Here is a 17074-nt window from a genome sequence, read left to right as displayed (position 1 = left end):
TGCGCCCGCGTCAGCCTGCCTCGACGACCGCGTGCGGCCAGGGATTCCGGCCCTCGCGCAGCCAGGCCAGGGTGTCGGCCCAGAACCTGCCGCTCCTGCGGGATTGGAACAGGGCGAAATGGCCGATCGCCGCGACGCCTACATCGTCCGGGCTCAGGCAGACCTGGATGCGCGGGCTCCCCGTGTAGGGGCGCAGCCCCCGCCGGATCGCCGCCGGGGTTCCGAACGCGTCGTCCGTCACCCCGACGGCGAGGATCGGTGCGGTCACGGCCGCGAAACGGGCGAGGATCCCCGCGCGCTCGTGCGCCGGATAGCTCGCCGCCATGTCGGCGCGCCGGAAGCTCCACTCGTAGACGACACCGGCCGGAAGATCCTCCAGCCATCCCAGGCGGCGCCCGGGAAAGTAGCCCGCGACGGCCGTCACCAGCGGCATCGCGACGTGCCACTTCGCGGTCATGCGCAGCCGGTGGCGCGGCGCGTAGTCCTTCCGGTAGGCGAATTGCGCGCCAACCGTCAGGATGCGGTCCGCCAGAGGGGCGGCCGCCGCGAAGCCGGGCAGGACTCCGCCGATGCTGTGGCCGACGACCGCGACGGGGCCGGACCGGCGGTCGTGCGCCCAGCGCAGGGCGGCGTCGACGTCCAGTTCGCCCCAGTCCCGCCAGCGGATGCCGCAGCGCCGGAGGCTCGGCGGGCGCGACGCGCCGATCCCCCGGTAGTCGTAGGTGAGGACCGCGAAGCCGTGCCGGGCCAGGAACCGCGCGTAGGCGTGATAGGAGCGCGCGAGGACCCCGGTCGCCGGGTTGACGATCACCGTGCCGTGGAGCGGCGCCGTCCCGTCCTCCGGGCGCCAGAGATGACCGTGCAGGACGTAGCCGTCGCGGCACGCGATGGCCACGGCCTCGGGCAAGAGGGCGCCGCCCGCGACGGGCGCGTCGACGGTGCGGCTCATCGGGCCCTCGCCGCGAGAGGCCGGCCGAGGAGGACCGGCCGGTCGTCGATCGGGAAGTGGAGCAGCGCGGCGACCAGCCCCGCCAGGGCCGTGGCCCCCCAGACCAGGTCGTAGGAGCCGGTGACGTCCAGGACCACGCCGCCGAGCCAGGCGCCGAGGAACGATCCGACCTGGTGGCTCAGGAAGACGATGCCGAACAACGTGCCGAGGTGAGCGACCCCGAAGACCCTCGCGACGAGGCCGCTCGTGAGCGGCACCGTGCCGAGCCAGGTCAGGCCCATCACGGCGGCGAAGAGGACGACGACGGCCTCGGATTTCGGCGCGACGGCGAAGGCGCCGATCGCGAGTCCCCGGACGACGTAGAGCCAGCCCAGCACGTGCTGCGGCCGGAACCGCCCGCCGAGCCAGCCGCAGGCCCAGCTGCCGACCATGTTGAACAGGCCGATCAGCGCCAGGGCCGTCGCGCTCAGGCCGACCGGCATGTGGCAGAGGGCGAGGTATCCGGGAAGGTGCGTCGCGATGAAGGCGAGCTGGAAGCCACAGGTGAAGAAACCGAGCGTGAGGAGCCGGTAGCCCGGGTTCCGCCCGGCCCGTGCGATCGCATCGGACAAGGTGCCGGCCGCCGACCGAATCTCGGGAGCGTCGCTCCGGGGGCGACGATCGAGCCAGATCCCGAGCGGCGCGACCGCCACGATGATTCCGGCCAGCGCGAGGAGGGCCGCACTCATGCCCGCGACCGCCGTGATCGACTGCGCGACCGGCACGAGCAGGACTTGCCCCAACGAGCCGCCGGCGCTCGCGAGCCCCAAAGCCGTGCTGCGCCGCTCGGGCGTCGAGGCCCGGCCGACGGCGGTCAGGACGACGCCGAAGCTCGTGCCGCTGATCCCGAGACCGACCATCAGGCCCAGCCCGACCAGGAGCGTCGGCGCCGACGGCGCGAGCGCGGTCAGGGCGAGGCCGCCTGCGTAGACGAGGGCGCCGAGCGCGATGACCGGGGCGGCGCCGTAGCGGTCCGCCGCCGCACCCGCGAAGGGCTGCGCGATCCCCCAGACGAGATTGTGCAGGGCGATGGCGAGGGCGGTCGTCGCCACCGGGATGCCGGTCTCCAGGGAGAAGGGCCCGAGGAACAGCCCGAAGGTCTGCCGGATCCCCATCGCACCGCTGAGGACCAGACCCGCCGCAGCCGCCATGAGCAGGGCGCGCGTCCCGCCTCCGCCAGTTCCTCGCGTTGTCCCGATCGTCGCCATTCGCCGTCTCCTTCGCGGGGACGATCGCAGTCGGGTCCCGGGGCCGCAAACGAGAACATCTCCTCGGGCGGTGAGCGGCGCTCATGGGCGGGGGGACGGCCCTTGGCGGCGCGCCCGCTTGGATCTCATGCCAAATCGGATTGATCCCCCGGCGATAATGACAATGCTTTGCGAGCGCGTTCTATTTAGCCCTCGTCGGCGGGTCCGAACGGGAAGCGCTCCCGCTGATCGGCCGCGAAGCGCTCGGCCTCCGCCAGCAGCCAGTCCCGGAAATCGGCGAGATCGCGATGCTCGTCGCCCTTCTCCGGGCTGACGAGCCAGTGCGACGTCGCGGCCGGACGGGCGGGCCCGACGGCGACGAGCGTGCGATCCCGGACCTCCCGGTCCATCAGCGATCTCCGGCCGAGCGCGATGCCCAGGCCCGCCGCGGCGGCTTCGAGCGAGAGCCCGAACGTGTCGACATGCAGGCTGTCGCCCGACGGGGGCTCGGCCTCCCCCGTCGCGTCGAACCACGCCTGCCAATCCTCCGTGATGGACGTGACGTGGATGAGCGTGGCCCGGCGCCAATCGACCGCGCCGTCCCGCCCGGCCTGCGCGTCGCGATAGGCGGGGCTGCAGACGGGAACGAGCCAGTCGTCGAAGAGGCGTGTCCCGCGCAGCATCGCGGCCGGGTTGCGGCTCATGCGGATGGCGAAGTCGAAGCCGTCGATCGGAAATCCGACGTGCCTGTGCGAGGTGTCGATCCGGACCGCGATCCGCGGGTGGCGGGCGCGAAAGGCGGGGAGCCGGGGCAGCAGCCACCGCGACGCCAGGGTCGGGGCGCAGCTGATGGCGAGGGTTCGGCCGGCGCGCGGCGGCGGCAGGCGCCGGGTTCCGATCTGGATGATCGACAGCGCCTCGGACACGTAGGTGAGGTAATCCGCGCCCTCGCGCGTCAGCGCGAGCCGGCCGGGCTCCCGGATGAACAGCTTCACTCCCAGCGCCTTCTCGAGGCCGACGATGCCGTGGCTCACGGCGCTCGGCGTGAGGTTCAGCTCCGAGGCTGCGCGGGCGAAGCTGAGATGCCGGCCGGCCGCGTCGAACAGTCTGAGGGCCGAGAGGGGTGGCGTTCGGGGCCGCATGGGACACTCGGGTGGGGCCGACGGCGGCTCGCCGTCGAGGAGGGTGTTCGAGTGCCCCAACGCTATGCTGAGCGGCTTGATCGGAAAAGACGATGGGCGGCCCGGACCGGGCCGCCCATCGTCTTTACAAGTCTGGTCAATCCGGGGCGCGTGACGCCAAGGCCGATCGCGGGGACGCGCAGCCTCTGACCGCCCTCAGCTGCACCCCGTCGTGCTCCCGCAGGTGTCGCACTTCAGGCAGGTCCCGTTGCGCACGAGCGTGAAGTTCGCGCATTCCGGGCAGGCCTCGCCGACATAGCCCTTCATCTTCGCCTCGGCCCGGCGGTCGGCGACGCTGCGCTCGACCTTGGGCTCCGCCACCTTGAGCTCCGGTTTGGCGAAGGGCAGCGCCTCGGCGAGCGCGTCGATTCGGCCGGCGAGGGTCGGCTCGGTCTTGAGCGCCACCGTGCCCCGCACCGCGTGAACGCTGCCGCCCGCCGGCGCAGAGACGCCCGTCGACGGCGCCGCCACCCCGGAGGTCGTGCCGGCCGGCCCGCCATGGATCAGGGTCAGCCGGTCGGCCGAGCCGCGCAGCAGGCCGCGCGACACGACACTGTTCGCCACCACCGGCTCCGGGCTCGGCGCCTTCGACTGCGCCGTGCCGCCGCCCATCACGGTCGAGCCGATCTCGGAGGGGTCGACATGGGCGAGGTCGGTCCGGCCGAGATAGGAGATCGCCAGTTCCCGGAACACGTAGTCGAGGATCGAGGTCGCGTTCTTGATCGCGTCGTTGCCCTGCACGAAGCCCGCCGGCTCGAAGCGGGTGAAGGTGAAGGCGTCGACGTATTCCTCCAGCGGCACGCCGTATTGCAGGCCGAGCGAGATCGCGATGGCGAAGTTGTTCATCAGCGAGCGGAAGGCGGCGCCCTCCTTGTGCATGTCGATGAAGATCTCGCCGAGGCGGCCGTCGTCGTACTCGCCGGTGCGCAGGTAGACCTTGTGCCCGCCGACCCGCGCCTTTTGGGTGTAGCCCTTGCGCCGGTCCGGCATCTTCTCCCGCGAGCGGATGCGCTCGATGCGCTCGATCACCCGCTCGACGATCTTCTCGGCCACCGCGGCGCTGCGCGCCGCCGCCGGCTGGGCGATCAGCGCCTCGACCGCCTCCTCGACCTCCTCCGCGTCGTCGTCGGCGATGAGCGCGGCGTTGAGGGGCTGCGAGAGCTTCGAGCCGTCGCGGTAGAGGGCGTTGGCCTTGAGGCCCAGCGTCCAGGACAGCCGGTAGGCCTCCTTGCAATCCTCCACCGTGGCGTCGTTCGGCATGTTGATGGTCTTGGAGATCGCCCCCGAGATGAATGGCTGCGCCGCCGCCATCATGCGGATGTGGCTCTCGACCGAGAGGTAGCGCTTGCCCGTGCGGCCGCACGGGTTGGCGCAGTCGAACACCGCGTAGTGCTCACGCTTCAGGTGCGGCGCGCCCTCGAGCGTCATCGCCCCGCAGACGTGGATGTTGGCCGCCTCGACCTCGCGCTTGCCGAACCCGAGATGGGCCAAGAGGTCGAAGGTCGGGTCGGCGAGCTTCTCCGCCGGGACCTTCAGGGTCTGGGTCAGGAAGTCGTCGCCCAGCGTCCAGCGGTTGAACACGAACTTGATGTCGAAGGCCGATTTCAGCCCCGCCTCGACCGCCGCGATCTTCTCGTCGGTGAAGCCCTTGGCGCGAAGGCTGCCCGGGTTGACGCCCGGCGCCTGGCCGAGCGAGCCGTGGCCCACCGCGAAGGCCTCGATCTCGGCGATCTCGCTCTCCCGGTAGCCCAGCGCCCGCAGGGCGTCCGGCACCGCCCGGTTGATGATCTTGAAGTAGCCGCCGCCCGCGAGCTTCTTGAATTTCACCAGCGCGAAGTCGGGCTCGATGCCGGTGGTGTCGCAATCCATCACCAGGCCGATCGTGCCGGTCGGCGCGATCACGGTCGACTGCGCGTTGCGGTAGCCGTGCTCCTCGCCGAGCGCCAGCGCCCGGTCCCAGGCCCGCGTCGCGTGGGCGACGAGGCCGGGCAGCGGGCAGGCCGCGTGGTCGAGCGGCACCGGCTTGGTGTTGAGGAACTCGTAGCCCTCCGCCTCGCCGTGCGCCGCCCGGCGATGGTTGCGGATCACGCGCAGCATCGCGTCGGCATTCTCCTCGTAGGCCGGGAAGGGCCCGAGCTCCCGCGCCATCTCGGCCGAGGTGGCGTAGGCGACGCCCGTCATGATCGCGGTCAGCGCGCCGGCGAGCGCCCTCCCCTCCCGCGAGTCGTAAGGAAGGCCCATGGTCATCAGCAGCCCGCCGACATTGGCGTAGCCGAGGCCCAGCGTGCGGTACTTGTAGGAGAGGTCGGCGATCTCCCGGCTCGGGAACTGCGCCATCATCACCGAGATCTCGAGGACGACGGTCCAGAGCCGGCAGAGATGCTCGTAGGCCTCGACGTCGAAGCTCTTGGCCTGCCGGTCGTAGAGCGCCAGCAGGTTCGCCGAGGCGAGGTTGCAGGCGGTGTCGTCCAGGAACATGTACTCGGAGCACGGGTTCGAGGCCCGGATCCGGCCGCCCGACGGGCAGGTGTGCCAGTCGTTCATGGTGGTGTTGAAGTGCAGGCCCGGATCGGCCGAGGCCCAGGCGGCCGCGCCGATCTTCTCCCAGAGGTCGCGGGCCTTGACCGTCTTGGCGACCTTGCCGCCGATGCGGGTGGTGAGCTGCCAATCCTCATCCGCCTCGACGGCGCGCAGGAAGGCGTCGGTGAGCGAGACCGAGTTGTTGGAGTTCTGGCCCGAGACCGTCAGGTAGGCCTCGGAATCCCAGTCGGTGTCGAAGATCGGGAAGTCGACCTCGGTGGCGCCCTGGCGGGCGGACTGGATCACGCGCTTGATGTAGGCGTCCGGCACCATGGCGCGGCGGGCCGCCTTGACCTCGCGCTTGAGGGCCGGGTTGCGCTCGGGATCGAAGCAGGCGTCGCCCTCCGCCTCGCAGTTCACGCAGGCGCGCATCACCGCCTTGAGGTGCTTCGCGGCGACCTTGGAGCCAGTGACGAGGGCGGCGACCTTCTGCTCCTCCTTCACCTTCCAGTCGATGAAGGATTCCACGTCCGGATGGTCGATGTCGACGATCACCATCTTGGCGGCGCGGCGCGTGGTGCCGCCCGACTTGATGGCGCCCGCCGCCCGGTCGCCGATCTTGAGGAAGCTCATCAGGCCCGACGAGCGCCCGCCGCCGGCGAGCTTCTCGTTCTCGCCGCGCAGGGCCGAGAAGTTCGAGCCGGTGCCCGAGCCGTACTTGAACAGGCGCGCCTCGCGCACCCACAGGTCCATGATGCCGCCCTCGTTGACGAGGTCGTCCTGCACGGACTGGATGAAGCAGGCGTGGGGCTGCGGGTGCTCGTAGGCGGTCGCCGACTTCGTCAGCTCGCCGCTGCGGTAATCGACGTAGTAGTGGCCCTGGCTGGGGCCGTCGATGCCGTAGGCCCAGTGCAGGCCGGTGTTGAACCATTGCGGGGAGTTCGGCGCCACCATCTGGCGGGCGAGCATGGCGCGCAATTCGTCGAAGAACGCGCTCGCATCCTCCTCGCTGGTGAAGTAGCCGCCCTTCCAGCCCCAGTAGGTCCAGCAGCCGGCCAGCCGATCGAAGACCTGGGTCGCGGAGGTCTCGGAGCCGGTGCGCGCCTCCTCGGGCAGGTCCGCCAGCGCCGCCTCGTCGGGCACCGAGCGCCACAGGAAGGAGGGGATTCCGGTCTCCTCGACGCGCTTGAGCGCGGCCGGCACGCCCGCCTTGCGGAAGTACTTCTGGGCCAGCACGTCGCAGGCGACCTGGCTCCAGGCCTCCGGCACGTCGATGCCGTCGAGGCGGAACACGACCGAGCCGTCGGGATTGCGGATCTCACTGACCGCTTTCCGGAACGGAATATCGGCATAGGGGGATTGTCCGGCCGTCGTGATGCGCCGCTCGATCCGCATAGAATGTCCTCTCCCGCATAAAGACACGACAACCCGAACCGCGATCCGCGCGGCCGTTCGCCCAGCATGGTTCAGGATGCCTCGCCCCGGCGCATCAACGCGCGCCAGGGTGCGCCGTCCGCAGCTTCCCGCCGCGCGGCTGGTGGACGGTGAGCCGGCGAACCGGTCGTCCAACCTGCGGGCAAGCTACCGAGCTTCGGGGCTCCGCGTCAACAACTAGTGTGGGGCGGGGCCGTTCCCCGCTAGATGTTGTGCCGGCGAGCCAATTCCTGTGGATATCTCGACCGGGGTCGGTAACCCCGCATCGGGCCTCCGGGATTCGCCCTGGAAATTTTTCCATGCACCGGTCATCCCCCGGATCCGAGGCCCCGGGTCCGGCGCATTCGATGCAAATTCGCAACATTTTGGCCCCCCGGGGCCTGCGACGCGGAGCGGCTGGACAACCCACCGCCGCGTCACCATAGTCCGCCGCAAATCGGGGTGCGGGATCGCGCCCGGGCGAGCGACGAGACGGCCGCGATGGCGCTGCGAGACACCCTGCTCCGGATCTTCACGTGGTGGAGCGGCTCCACCGTGGGGCTGGAATTCTACACCAAGCGCCACGGCGCGCACGTGGGCACCGACGAGTTCGGCAACCGCTACTACCGGGCGCAGGGGCCGATGATCGACCCCTCGGTCGGGACGGAGCGGCGCTGGGTGATCTACAACGGCGAGGCGGACGCCTCGAAAGTGCCGCCGGGCTGGCGCGGCTGGCTCAGCCACACGGTCGATGTGCCGCCGAGCGAGGAGACCTACGTCCCGCGCGAGTGGGAGAAGCCCTTCGAGCCGAACCTCACCGGCACGGTCGCGGCCTACCGGCCGCGCGGCTCGCAGCTCTCCTACGGCCTGCGCCCGGCCGCCACCGGCGACTACGTGCCCTGGACGCCGGGCGAGTAGGCGCCCCCGCCCTTTTTCCACCACCCTTCGGGGGGAGAGAGCGGGGAGCCGAGGAGTGTCCGCGTTGAGCCGCATCACCGCCCGATCCGCCGCCCGCACGGCGCTGTGTCTCTGCCTCGCGGGCGCCGCGACGGCCGCGCAGGCGGACAAGATCCGCAACCCGACCGCGGTCTTCTCCGGCCTCGACAAGATCACCGGCCGCATCGTGACCTTCGAGGTCGCGGTGGACGAGACCGTTCAGTTCGGCGCGCTGCAGCTCACGCCGCGGGTCTGCTACTCCCGCCCGCCCACCGAGAGCGCCAAGACGACGGCCTTCCTGGAGGTCGACGAGGTCACGCTGGAGAACAAGTACCGGCGGATCTTCACCGGCTGGATGTTCGCGTCGAGCCCGGGCCTGCACGCGATCGAGCACCCGATCTACGACGTCTGGCTCGTCGACTGCAAAGGCGGCACGGACGTCATCGCGGAGGCGAAGGAGCAGGACGACGCGCCCGTGGTCGCGGCCAAGCCCGAGCGCCGGCGCCGCGATCCGGGCCAGCAGGAGGCGCGGCGCTCGCAGCCTGTCAACCGCGAGGGCCAGGTCGACGTGGCCCCGTTGCGCGGCACGCCCGTGCAGCCGCGCCAGACACCCTCGCGGCGCTTCTTCCCGACCAACGACGCCCCGAATTTCTTCAACTCGGACCCGCGCTGAGCGCCTCCGGGCGGCGAACAAGGGACGTGGAGCGGACCCCTCCGTGAACCCGTCTCCTCTGCGGGTGAGAGCGGGCGCAGCCTGACGAAGGTCCACCGAAAGATCGGCATGATCGCCTTCAGGTCAGCGCGTGCATACAGCATCAGAAGCGATCGCACGACTCGATCGATGTTCATGAAGCCTAAGACAAGCTACACCATCAGACCCCGCTGTTGGCGGACAATTCACCCCCTCATGCTGAGGTGCGACCGCAGGGAGCCTCGAAGCACACCAGAACAGCCTATCCAGGCAGCCTTTTGTCTTGGATTGACGGTCAGGGGTGCTTCGAGGCTCCCTGCGGTCGCACCTCAGCATGAGGAGTGGTATGCTTGCCGGATCCGTTGCGCTGACGAGCGAGTTCAAGAGACGTAAATACGGAAGTTCCTGTGCGCGGGACAATTAGGACGCCGTGATACCGAGCCCCCGGCCGCGCCTGACGATCGAGCACCCGTGAGCCGGCCCGGGCTTCCCTTCCGCCCCGATCGGGCGTCTGATCCCCTGACCCGAATCGGAGGAACCGTCATGAGCGTCAGCGCCCATTTCGCGCAACCGATCCGCCCCGACCGCGTGGCGGTCTCGCTGGCGGGCTACATCGCCGCCGCGATCCTGTGCACGGACCTGCGCGCCGCCTCAGAGGGCCTCGCCGCGCATCAGCCGGGGCTGCGCGCCGCGTAGGCCCGCCGCCTCCCGGATGAACAGGCGTTTGAGCGCCGGCATCCGGTCCACGAGCCCAAGGCCGAAATCGCGCGCGAGGCGCACCGGCAGGGCGTCGTTCGAGAACAGCCGGTTGAGCCCGTCCGTCGCCGCCCCCATGGCCAGGGTGTCGGCCCGGCGGTCGCGGTCGTAGGCATCGAGGGCGTCCGGCGCGCCCGGATCGAGGCCGAGCCGCATCGTGTCGACCAGCGCCTCGGCCAGGGACGCCGCGCTCTTGAGGCCGAGATTGAGGCCCTGGCCGGCGATCGGGTGGATGAGGTGGGCCGCGTCGCCCAGCAGCGCGAGCCGAGAGCCGTGGAAGCGCCGGGCGACCCCGAATGCCAGCGGGTAGGCCCGCAGGCCGGTCTCGAGGGCGAGGCGCCCCAGGGTGAGGCCGAAGCGGCGCTCGACCTCCGCCAGCGCGTCCTCCGGCCCGCCGCCGAGGAGGGCCGGCACGTCCGCCTGGCGCTCGGTCCAGACGATCGAGGAGCGGTGGCCGAGGGCGCCGCCGGGCGTGAGCGGCAGCACCGCGAAGGGGCCGGAGGGCAGGAAATGCTCGATCGCCCGCCCCTCGTGGTCGCGCTCGTGCGACACGGTCGCGACGATGCCCGACTGGGGATAGGACCAGCCGATCCAGGTGATCCCGGCCGCCTCGCGCAGGCGCGAACGGGCGCCGTCGGCGGCGACCACGAGGCTGGCGCGCAGAATCCGCCCGTCCTTCAGCCGGGCCTCCGTGGCGTCGCGCTCCGGTGCCGCCGCGGCGACGGGCGTCGCGTCGAGGACGGCGCCCGCGGCGGACGCCTCCCGCCGCAGGGCGTCGAGGAGCGCGCCGCCCTCGATCATGTGCGCGAAGGGCTCGCCCTCCTCGACCTCGCCCGCGAAGGTCAGGAAGGCCGGCCGCACCGGGTCCGAGAGGCGGCTGTCGGTGATGACCATCTCGCGGATCGGCTGGGCGCCCCCCGCCACCGCCTCCCAGACGCCGAGGCGGTCCAGCATGCGCCGGGCGCTCGCCGCCACCGCGTAGGCGCGCAGGTCGGGCGAGGGGGAGGTGCGGGCGAAGGCCGGATCGCAGACCGTGACCCGCACCGCCTCGCCGAGCGCCCGCCGCAAGGCGAGCGCGAGCGACAGGCCGGGCAGCCCGCCCCCCGCGACGACGATCTCCCGAGCCGGTCCCGCCATGCGCTCCTCCTTCGGCCGCGGCCCCGCCGCAACGGGCCCGCCATAGCACGGCGGCCGCGCCGCCGCCGCTTGACGCCGCAGGCCCCCCCGCGCCAGATCGCCCCTCCCCGCCCGCCGGGCGGCCTGACGCGAGACGGCGATGACGCGCGCGGTCGACGACCTCCTCGGCCTCCTCGACCTGGAGCAGCTGGAGCAGAACCTGTTCCGCGGACGCTCCCCCAAGGATCGCTGGCAGCGCGTCTTCGGCGGCCAGGTGATCGGCCAGGCCCTGGTGGCGGCGACCCGCACCGTCCCGGCGGAGCGGCGGCCGCACTCGCTCCACGCCTACTTCCTGCTCGGCGGCGACCCGCGGGTGCCGATCATCTACGAGGTCGACCGCATCCGCGACGGGGGCAGCTTCACCACGCGGCGCGTCACGGCGATCCAGCACGGGCGGCCGATCTTCTCGATGTCGGCTTCCTTCCACAAGGACGAGCCCGGGTTCGACCACAGGATGCCGATGCCCGACGTGCCGATGCCCGAGGCGCTCGCCGACGAGAGCGGCCTCAAGGCGTCGATCATGCCCGGCATGCCCGACGCCGTGCGCGCCTATTTCGAGCGCGAGCGGCCGATCGAACTGCGCGCCGTCGAGATGGCACGCTACACCTCCCGCGAGCCTCACCCGCCGCGGTTCAACGTCTGGATCCGCGCCACGGCGCCGCTTCCCGACGATCCGGCCGTGCACCAGAGCGTGCTCGCCTACGCCTCCGACATGACGCTCCTCGACACCTCGCTCGCCGCGCACGGGCGCACCGTGTTCGAGCGCAGCATCCAGCCCGCGAGCCTCGACCACGCCCTGTGGTTCCACCGTCCGTTCCGGGCCGACGAGTGGCTCCTCTACGCCCAGGACAGCCCGAGCGCATCGGGCGCCCGCGGCTTCGCGCGGGGGCTGATCTTCACCCGCGACGGCACGCTCGTGGCCTCGGTGGCCCAGGAGGGGCTGATCCGGCCGGTGGCCGAAGAGGCGAAGGCTTAGGCCGAGCCCTCCCTGCCGCGCGTGGCGATTCGGGAACGAGGCGAGGCGCGTCTCCCCTCTGTTCGAGGGGGCTTGCGGCTTCACACGTCGCCGCAAGGCACCAAGCGGTCGAGATGGCGCCGCATCCGCAAAGCGTCAGGCGTCCCAACCGCAACGTGTGACGATGTCAGCCCGAGCGGGGAGAAGGGATCCGGCGCGCCGTAGACTGGCGTAGCGTTCTGTCAAGTCAGCCCTTTTTGCAGACTGAAGCGCTGAGAACAGGCCCGCGTCCTCCCCCGGACAGCCGTGCCGCGTGAGGACGAGAGGCGCGGCGCGCAGCCCCTCCCTCCGGCCCTCGCGCCGACCGACCGACCGCCGAATTGCCCATGAAATCAGCATTTGCATCGTATTTCACCGGCCATGCCGGCCGGAACGGCTTGAATCTCCGCAAAAGGCCCAGGAACCGGGCAGCTTGTCCATAAGGACGAACGTCGTCTCGTGGCACGTTCCTTGATTTGACGGGGACCGACCGGGAAACGCCGTGGCGGCGCTCCTCCCAGTTCACGCCGCCGGCCGGGCCAGAGAGCGCGGAGACCGGGAGCCAATCGGAAAGGGGGCACGACCCATGAAGATCGTCATGGCCATCATCAAGCCGTTCAAGCTGGAGGAGGTGCGCGACGCCCTCACCAGCATCGGCGTGCACGGCCTGACCGTAACCGAGGTCAAGGGTTACGGTCGTCAGAAGGGCCATACGGAGATCTACCGCGGCGCCGAGTACGCGGTGAGCTTCCTGCCCAAGCTGAAGATCGAGGTGGCGGTGGCCGGCGACCTCGTCGGCAGCGTCGTGGACACCATCGCGGCGGCGGCCCGCACCGGGCAGATCGGCGACGGCAAGATCTTCGTCATGCCCCTCGAGAAGGCCGTCCGCATCCGCACCGGCGAGACCGACGCCGACGCCCTGTGATCCGTTCCGCCCTCCGGCGGCCCACCTGACCCGTTTGTGACGATACCGATCGGGAGTTCCGTTTCCATGAAGCTTCGCAACCTCCTGGCTCTCGGCCTGGGAGGCGCCGCACTGGCGCTCCTCCTGGTGGAGCCGTCGCTGGCGCAGTCGCCCGCCCCCGAGGCCGCGCCGGCCGCGGCCGCCGCGCCGGTGCCCAACAAGGGCGACACGGCCTGGATGCTCGTCTCCTCGGCCATGGTGCTGCTGATGTCGGTGCCCGGCCTCGCCCTGTTCTACGGCGGCCTCGTCCGCACCAAGAACATGCTGTCGCTGCTGACCCAGGTCTTCGCCATCGTCAGCCTCGTCGGCATCCTCTGGGTCTTCTACGGCTACAGCCTGTCCTTCACCAACGGCGGCGGCCTCAACGACTTCGTCGGCGGCTTCTCCAAGGCCTTCCTGAAGGGCGTCGACCCGAACTCGACCGCCGCCACCTTCTCCAACGGCGTCTACATCCCCGAATACGTCTACATCTGCTTCCAGATGACGTTCGCGATGATCACGCCGGCGCTGATCGTCGGCGCCTTCGCCGAGCGCATGAAGTTCTCGGCCCTGTTGCTGTTCGTGACGCTCTGGGTCACGTTCATCTACTTCCCGATGGCGCACATGGTCTGGTACTGGTCGGGCCCGGACGCGGTCGGTAACGCCGCCAAGGCGCTCGCCGCGGCGACGACGGACAGCGCCAAGCAGACCGCCCAGGCTGCCCTCGACGCCGCCAACGCGGATGCCGGCATGCTGTTCAAGTGGGGCGCGCTCGACTTCGCGGGCGGCACCGTGGTGCACATCAACGCCGGCATGGCGGGCATCGTCGGCGCCCTGCTGATCGGCAAGCGCATCGGCTACGGCCGCGACCTGCTCGCCCCGCACTCGCTCACCATGACCATGATCGGCGCCTCGCTGCTCTGGGTGGGCTGGTTCGGCTTCAACGCCGGCTCGAACCTGGAGGCCAACGGCAGCGCCGCGCTGGCGATGCTCAACACCTTCGTGGCGACCTGCGCGGCGGGCCTCTCCTGGCTGTTCGTCGAGTGGGCCGCCAAGGGCAAGCCGTCGCTGCTCGGCATGCTCTCGGGCGCGGTCGCCGGCCTCGTCGCCGTCACCCCGGCCTGCGGCTTCGCCGGCCCGATGGGCTCGATCGTGCTCGGCCTCGTCGCGGGCGCCGTCTGCTTCCTGATGTGCTCGGCCGTGAAGAACGCCATCGGCTACGACGACTCCCTCGACGTGTTCGGCGTGCACTGCGTGGGCGGGATCATCGGCGCCCTGGCGACCGGCATCCTGGTCAACCCGGCGCTCGGCGGCACCGGCGCGCCGGACTACGCCACCAAGCCCGGCGAACTGGTCGCGGCGGCCTACGAGTTCGGCCCCGCCTTCCTGTCCCAGGCCAAGGCGGTCGGCTTCACCATCCTGTGGTCGGGCGTCGGCTCGGCGATCCTCTACAAGGTCGTGGACCTGATCGTCGGCCTGCGCGTCACGCAGGAGGAGGAGCGCGAGGGCCTCGACGTCGCGGATCACGGCGAGCGCGCCTACAATTACTGATCCGGTCGGCCGCCCTGAGGGCGGCCGCCCCGCGTGCCGACGGCGGGCCCCGGTTCCACGGACCGGGGCCCGTCGCGTCGCCGCCCGTAACGCCGCGGCCTGAGCGTTGTTCCGCATTAATAGATTGATATTTCGAAGGTATTCCCAAAGTTAGGCTTAAACGCCCATTAACTCCCGCCGCGGTAGGGTGCGTCAAGTTCCGCGTACCCGGTTCGCTCTCGCATGCGTTCGCTTCGCCGTTCGGCATCGCCCTACGATGCTCTGGTCGACACGCTCCGCTCGTTCCTGAAGCGGCGCGTGACCGAGTTCGCGGGGCTCTCGCTCCTGCTCGGCTCGGGCGCCTTCGTGGTCGCCCTGGCCACGTGGTCGATCGAGGATCCGAGCCTCAACCACGCCACCAGCCGCCCGGCGCACAACCTGCTGGGCGCGCCGGGGGCCGTCGTCTCCGACCTCGGCATGCAGCTGATCGGCTTCGGGTCGCTGGCCTTCGTGCTGCCCCTGGCCGTCTGGGGCGTGCGGCTGCTGCGCCGCCACCGGCTCGGCCGGCTCCGGGCGCGGCTCGGCCTGTGGCTCGCCGGCGCGGGGGCGGCGAGCGCGGTGGCGAGTGCGCTGCCGCCGACCGCGCGCTGGCCGCTGCCGACCGGCCTCGGCGGCGTCGGCGGCGACGCGCTGCTCGCCGCCGTGAAGGCGGTGCTGGGGCCGCTCGGCGCCCTGGCGGGCCTCGCCTACGCGGTCGCCGCGGTGATGTGCCTCACGGCCGCCTGCAGCCTCGCCGACGGGGAGGAGGACGAGGACGACGAGGGCGATTCCTACCTCGCGGCCCCGAGCCGCCTCCCGCCGCGCGGGCGCCGCCCGGCGGCGTCCCGCTCCGCGGAGGAGGAGGGGCTCGGCGTCGGCATCGCCAGCCTGGACGCGCTGGCGCAGCTCGCCCTCGGCGCGCGCGACCGCGTCGCCGGGCGCGTCGCGGCCTGGCGGGCCGCCCGCCTCGACGCATCGCCGGACGAGGCGGACGAGGCCTCCCCGGCCCGGATCGCCCGCCGGGTCTTCGCGGAGGAGGGCGACGCCCCCTGGGACGACGCGCCCGCAGGGCCCGTCCGCCGGGAGCCGACCTTCGACGACCCGCTTCCCGCCGGCCCCGCCGCGCGGGCGGAGGCGGCCGAGCCCGCGCCGCGCCCCCGGGTCGCGCCGCCGCCGGCGCCCCTCGCCGGCCGCCGCGCCGCCCCGTCGCCGCCCGCGAACCCGGACGCCTACGAGATGCCGTCACTGGCGCTCCTTGCGGAGCCCCGCGGCCCCTCGCCGAGCGCCGCGGTCTCCTCGGACGCCCTGGAGCAGAACGCCACCCTGCTCGAATCGACCCTGGAGGATTTCGGGGTGCGGGGCGAGATCCTGGCCGTGCGGCCCGGGCCCGTCGTCACCCTCTACGAGCTCGAACCGGCGCCGGGCACCAAGTCCTCGCGGGTGATCTCGCTCGCCGACGACATCGCCCGCTCGATGTCGGCGGTCTCCGCCCGCGTCGCCGTCGTCCAGGGCCGCAACGCCATCGGCATCGAACTCCCGAACGTCAAGCGCGAGACCGTCTACCTGCGCGAGATCCTCTCCAGTCCCGCCTTCGCCGAGACCAAGCAGAAGCTCGCCCTCTGCCTCGGCAAGAACATCGGCGGCGAGGCCATCATCGCCGACCTCGCCCGCATGCCCCACCTGCTCGTCGCCGGCACAACCGGATCCGGCAAGTCGGTGGCCATCAACACCATGATCCTCTCCCTCCTCTACCGCATGAAGCCCGAGGAGTGCCGCCTGATCATGGTCGATCCCAAGATGCTGGAGCTCTCCGTCTACGACGGCATCCCGCACCTGCTCTCGCCCGTGGTCACCGACCCCAAGAAGGCCGTGATCGCCCTCAAGTGGGCCGTGCGCGAGATGGAGGAGCGCTACAAGAAGATGGCGCGCCTCGGCGTTCGCAACATCGACGGGTTCAACGCCCGGGTGGCGGAGGCGCGCGAGCGGGGCGAGGTGATCACCCGGACGGTGCAGACGGGGTTCGACCGGGAGACGGGCGAGGCGGTGTACGAGGACGAGGTGATGGACCTGTCCGCGCTGCCCTACATCGTGGTGATCGTGGACGAGATGGCCGACCTGATGATGGTGGCCGGCAAGGACATCGAGGGGGCGATCCAGCGTCTGGCGCAGATGGCGCGGGCGGCGGGGATCCACCTGATCATGGCGACGCAGCGCCCGTCGGTGGACGTGATCACCGGGACGATCAAGGCGAACTTCCCGACCCGGATCTCGTTCCAGGTGACGTCGAAGATCGACTCGCGGACGATCCTGGGGGAGATGGGCGCCGAGCAGCTTCTGGGTCAGGGCGACATGCTGTTCATGGCGGGCGGCGGTCGGACGACGCGGGTTCACGGCCCGTTCGTGTCGGACGACGAGGTGGAGGCGATCGTGGCGCATCTGAAGCGCCAGGGGCGTCCGGCCTATCTCGACGCGATCACCGCCGAGGAGGGCGAGGAGGGCGGCGCCGAGGCCGCCGTCGCCGACACCGCGGTGTTCGACCAGGGCGCCTTCGCGGACCCGGCAGCCGACCTCTACGAGCAGGCGGTGGCGGTGGTGCTGCGGGACAAGAAGGCGTCGACGAGCTACATCCAGCGCCGGCTTCAGATCGGCTACAACCGGGCGGCCTCGCTGATGGAGCGGATGGAGAAGGAGGGCATCGTCGGCCCCGCCAACCACGCCGG

12 protein-coding genes are annotated in these 17074 nt (G+C 71.3%); 7 read left to right on the top strand and 5 right to left on the bottom strand.

The features are described from left to right. Nucleotides 1-10: 10 nt before the first annotated feature. From ACW9J6_RS11250 to ACW9J6_RS11235, 4 genes are all read right to left on the bottom strand, one after another. Nucleotides 11-949 (bottom strand): alpha/beta hydrolase family protein, encoded by a 939-nt coding sequence (locus tag ACW9J6_RS11250; RefSeq protein WP_457116562.1) that lies wholly within the window; start codon nt 947-949, stop codon nt 11-13. Further along, nucleotides 946-2139: an MFS transporter gene (locus tag ACW9J6_RS11245; protein WP_457116561.1), complete on the bottom strand. Its 1194-nt coding sequence runs from the start codon at nt 2137-2139 to the stop codon at nt 946-948. The genes ACW9J6_RS11250 and ACW9J6_RS11245 overlap by 4 nt, the downstream gene beginning before the upstream one ends. A gap of 242 nt (nt 2140-2381) precedes the next feature. Further along, nucleotides 2382-3317, bottom strand: a complete 936-nt coding sequence (locus ACW9J6_RS11240; RefSeq protein WP_457116560.1) for a LysR substrate-binding domain-containing protein — start codon at nt 3315-3317, stop codon at nt 2382-2384. A gap of 195 nt (nt 3318-3512) precedes the next feature. After that, the gene (locus ACW9J6_RS11235; protein ID WP_457116559.1) at nt 3513-7271 is read right to left on the bottom strand and encodes a vitamin B12-dependent ribonucleotide reductase; all 3759 of its coding nucleotides are present in this window, start codon (nt 7269-7271) and stop codon (nt 3513-3515) included. Between the two features lie 519 nt (nt 7272-7790). Here ACW9J6_RS11235 and ACW9J6_RS11230 point away from each other — a divergent pair. From ACW9J6_RS11230 to ACW9J6_RS11220, 3 genes are all read left to right on the top strand, one after another. After that, nucleotides 7791-8207 carry an NADH:ubiquinone oxidoreductase subunit NDUFA12 gene (locus ACW9J6_RS11230; RefSeq protein WP_457116558.1) on the top strand — a complete coding sequence of 139 codons (417 nt, stop codon included), beginning with the start codon at nt 7791-7793 and terminating at the stop codon, nt 8205-8207. 64 nt (nt 8208-8271) lie between these two features. Next, nucleotides 8272-8898 (top strand): DUF2155 domain-containing protein, encoded by a 627-nt coding sequence (locus ACW9J6_RS11225; protein ID WP_457116557.1) that lies wholly within the window; start codon nt 8272-8274, stop codon nt 8896-8898. Nucleotides 8899-9459: 561 nt separating this feature from the next. After that, nucleotides 9460-9612, top strand: a complete 153-nt coding sequence (locus tag ACW9J6_RS11220) for a hypothetical protein (RefSeq protein WP_457116556.1) — start codon at nt 9460-9462, stop codon at nt 9610-9612. Here ACW9J6_RS11220 and ACW9J6_RS11215 read toward each other — a convergent pair. Then, the gene (locus ACW9J6_RS11215; protein WP_457116555.1) at nt 9568-10809 is read right to left on the bottom strand and encodes an FAD-dependent monooxygenase; all 1242 of its coding nucleotides are present in this window, start codon (nt 10807-10809) and stop codon (nt 9568-9570) included. The genes ACW9J6_RS11220 and ACW9J6_RS11215 overlap by 45 nt on opposite strands. Before the next feature lie 139 nt (nt 10810-10948). Between ACW9J6_RS11215 and tesB the strand changes: the two genes are divergently transcribed. From tesB to ACW9J6_RS11195, 4 genes are all read left to right on the top strand, one after another. Further along, the gene (gene tesB, locus ACW9J6_RS11210) at nt 10949-11824 is read left to right on the top strand and encodes an acyl-CoA thioesterase II (RefSeq protein WP_457116554.1); all 876 of its coding nucleotides are present in this window, start codon (nt 10949-10951) and stop codon (nt 11822-11824) included. A gap of 604 nt (nt 11825-12428) precedes the next feature. Then, on the top strand, nt 12429-12767 hold the full coding sequence (locus ACW9J6_RS11205; RefSeq protein WP_457116553.1) for a P-II family nitrogen regulator: 339 nt from the start codon (nt 12429-12431) through the stop codon (nt 12765-12767). Nucleotides 12768-12833: 66 nt separating this feature from the next. Further along, nucleotides 12834-14336 carry an ammonium transporter gene (locus ACW9J6_RS11200; protein WP_457116552.1) on the top strand — a complete coding sequence of 501 codons (1503 nt, stop codon included), beginning with the start codon at nt 12834-12836 and terminating at the stop codon, nt 14334-14336. A gap of 222 nt (nt 14337-14558) precedes the next feature. Then, nucleotides 14559-17074: DNA translocase FtsK 4TM domain-containing protein (locus ACW9J6_RS11195; RefSeq protein WP_457116551.1), on the top strand; the 2516-nt coding region annotated here is incomplete at its 3' end.

The organism is Methylobacterium sp. JK268, assembly GCF_054052225.1.
The sequence above is the reverse complement of the archived record's forward strand: the minus strand, read 5'-3'. Positions and strand labels throughout refer to the sequence as shown.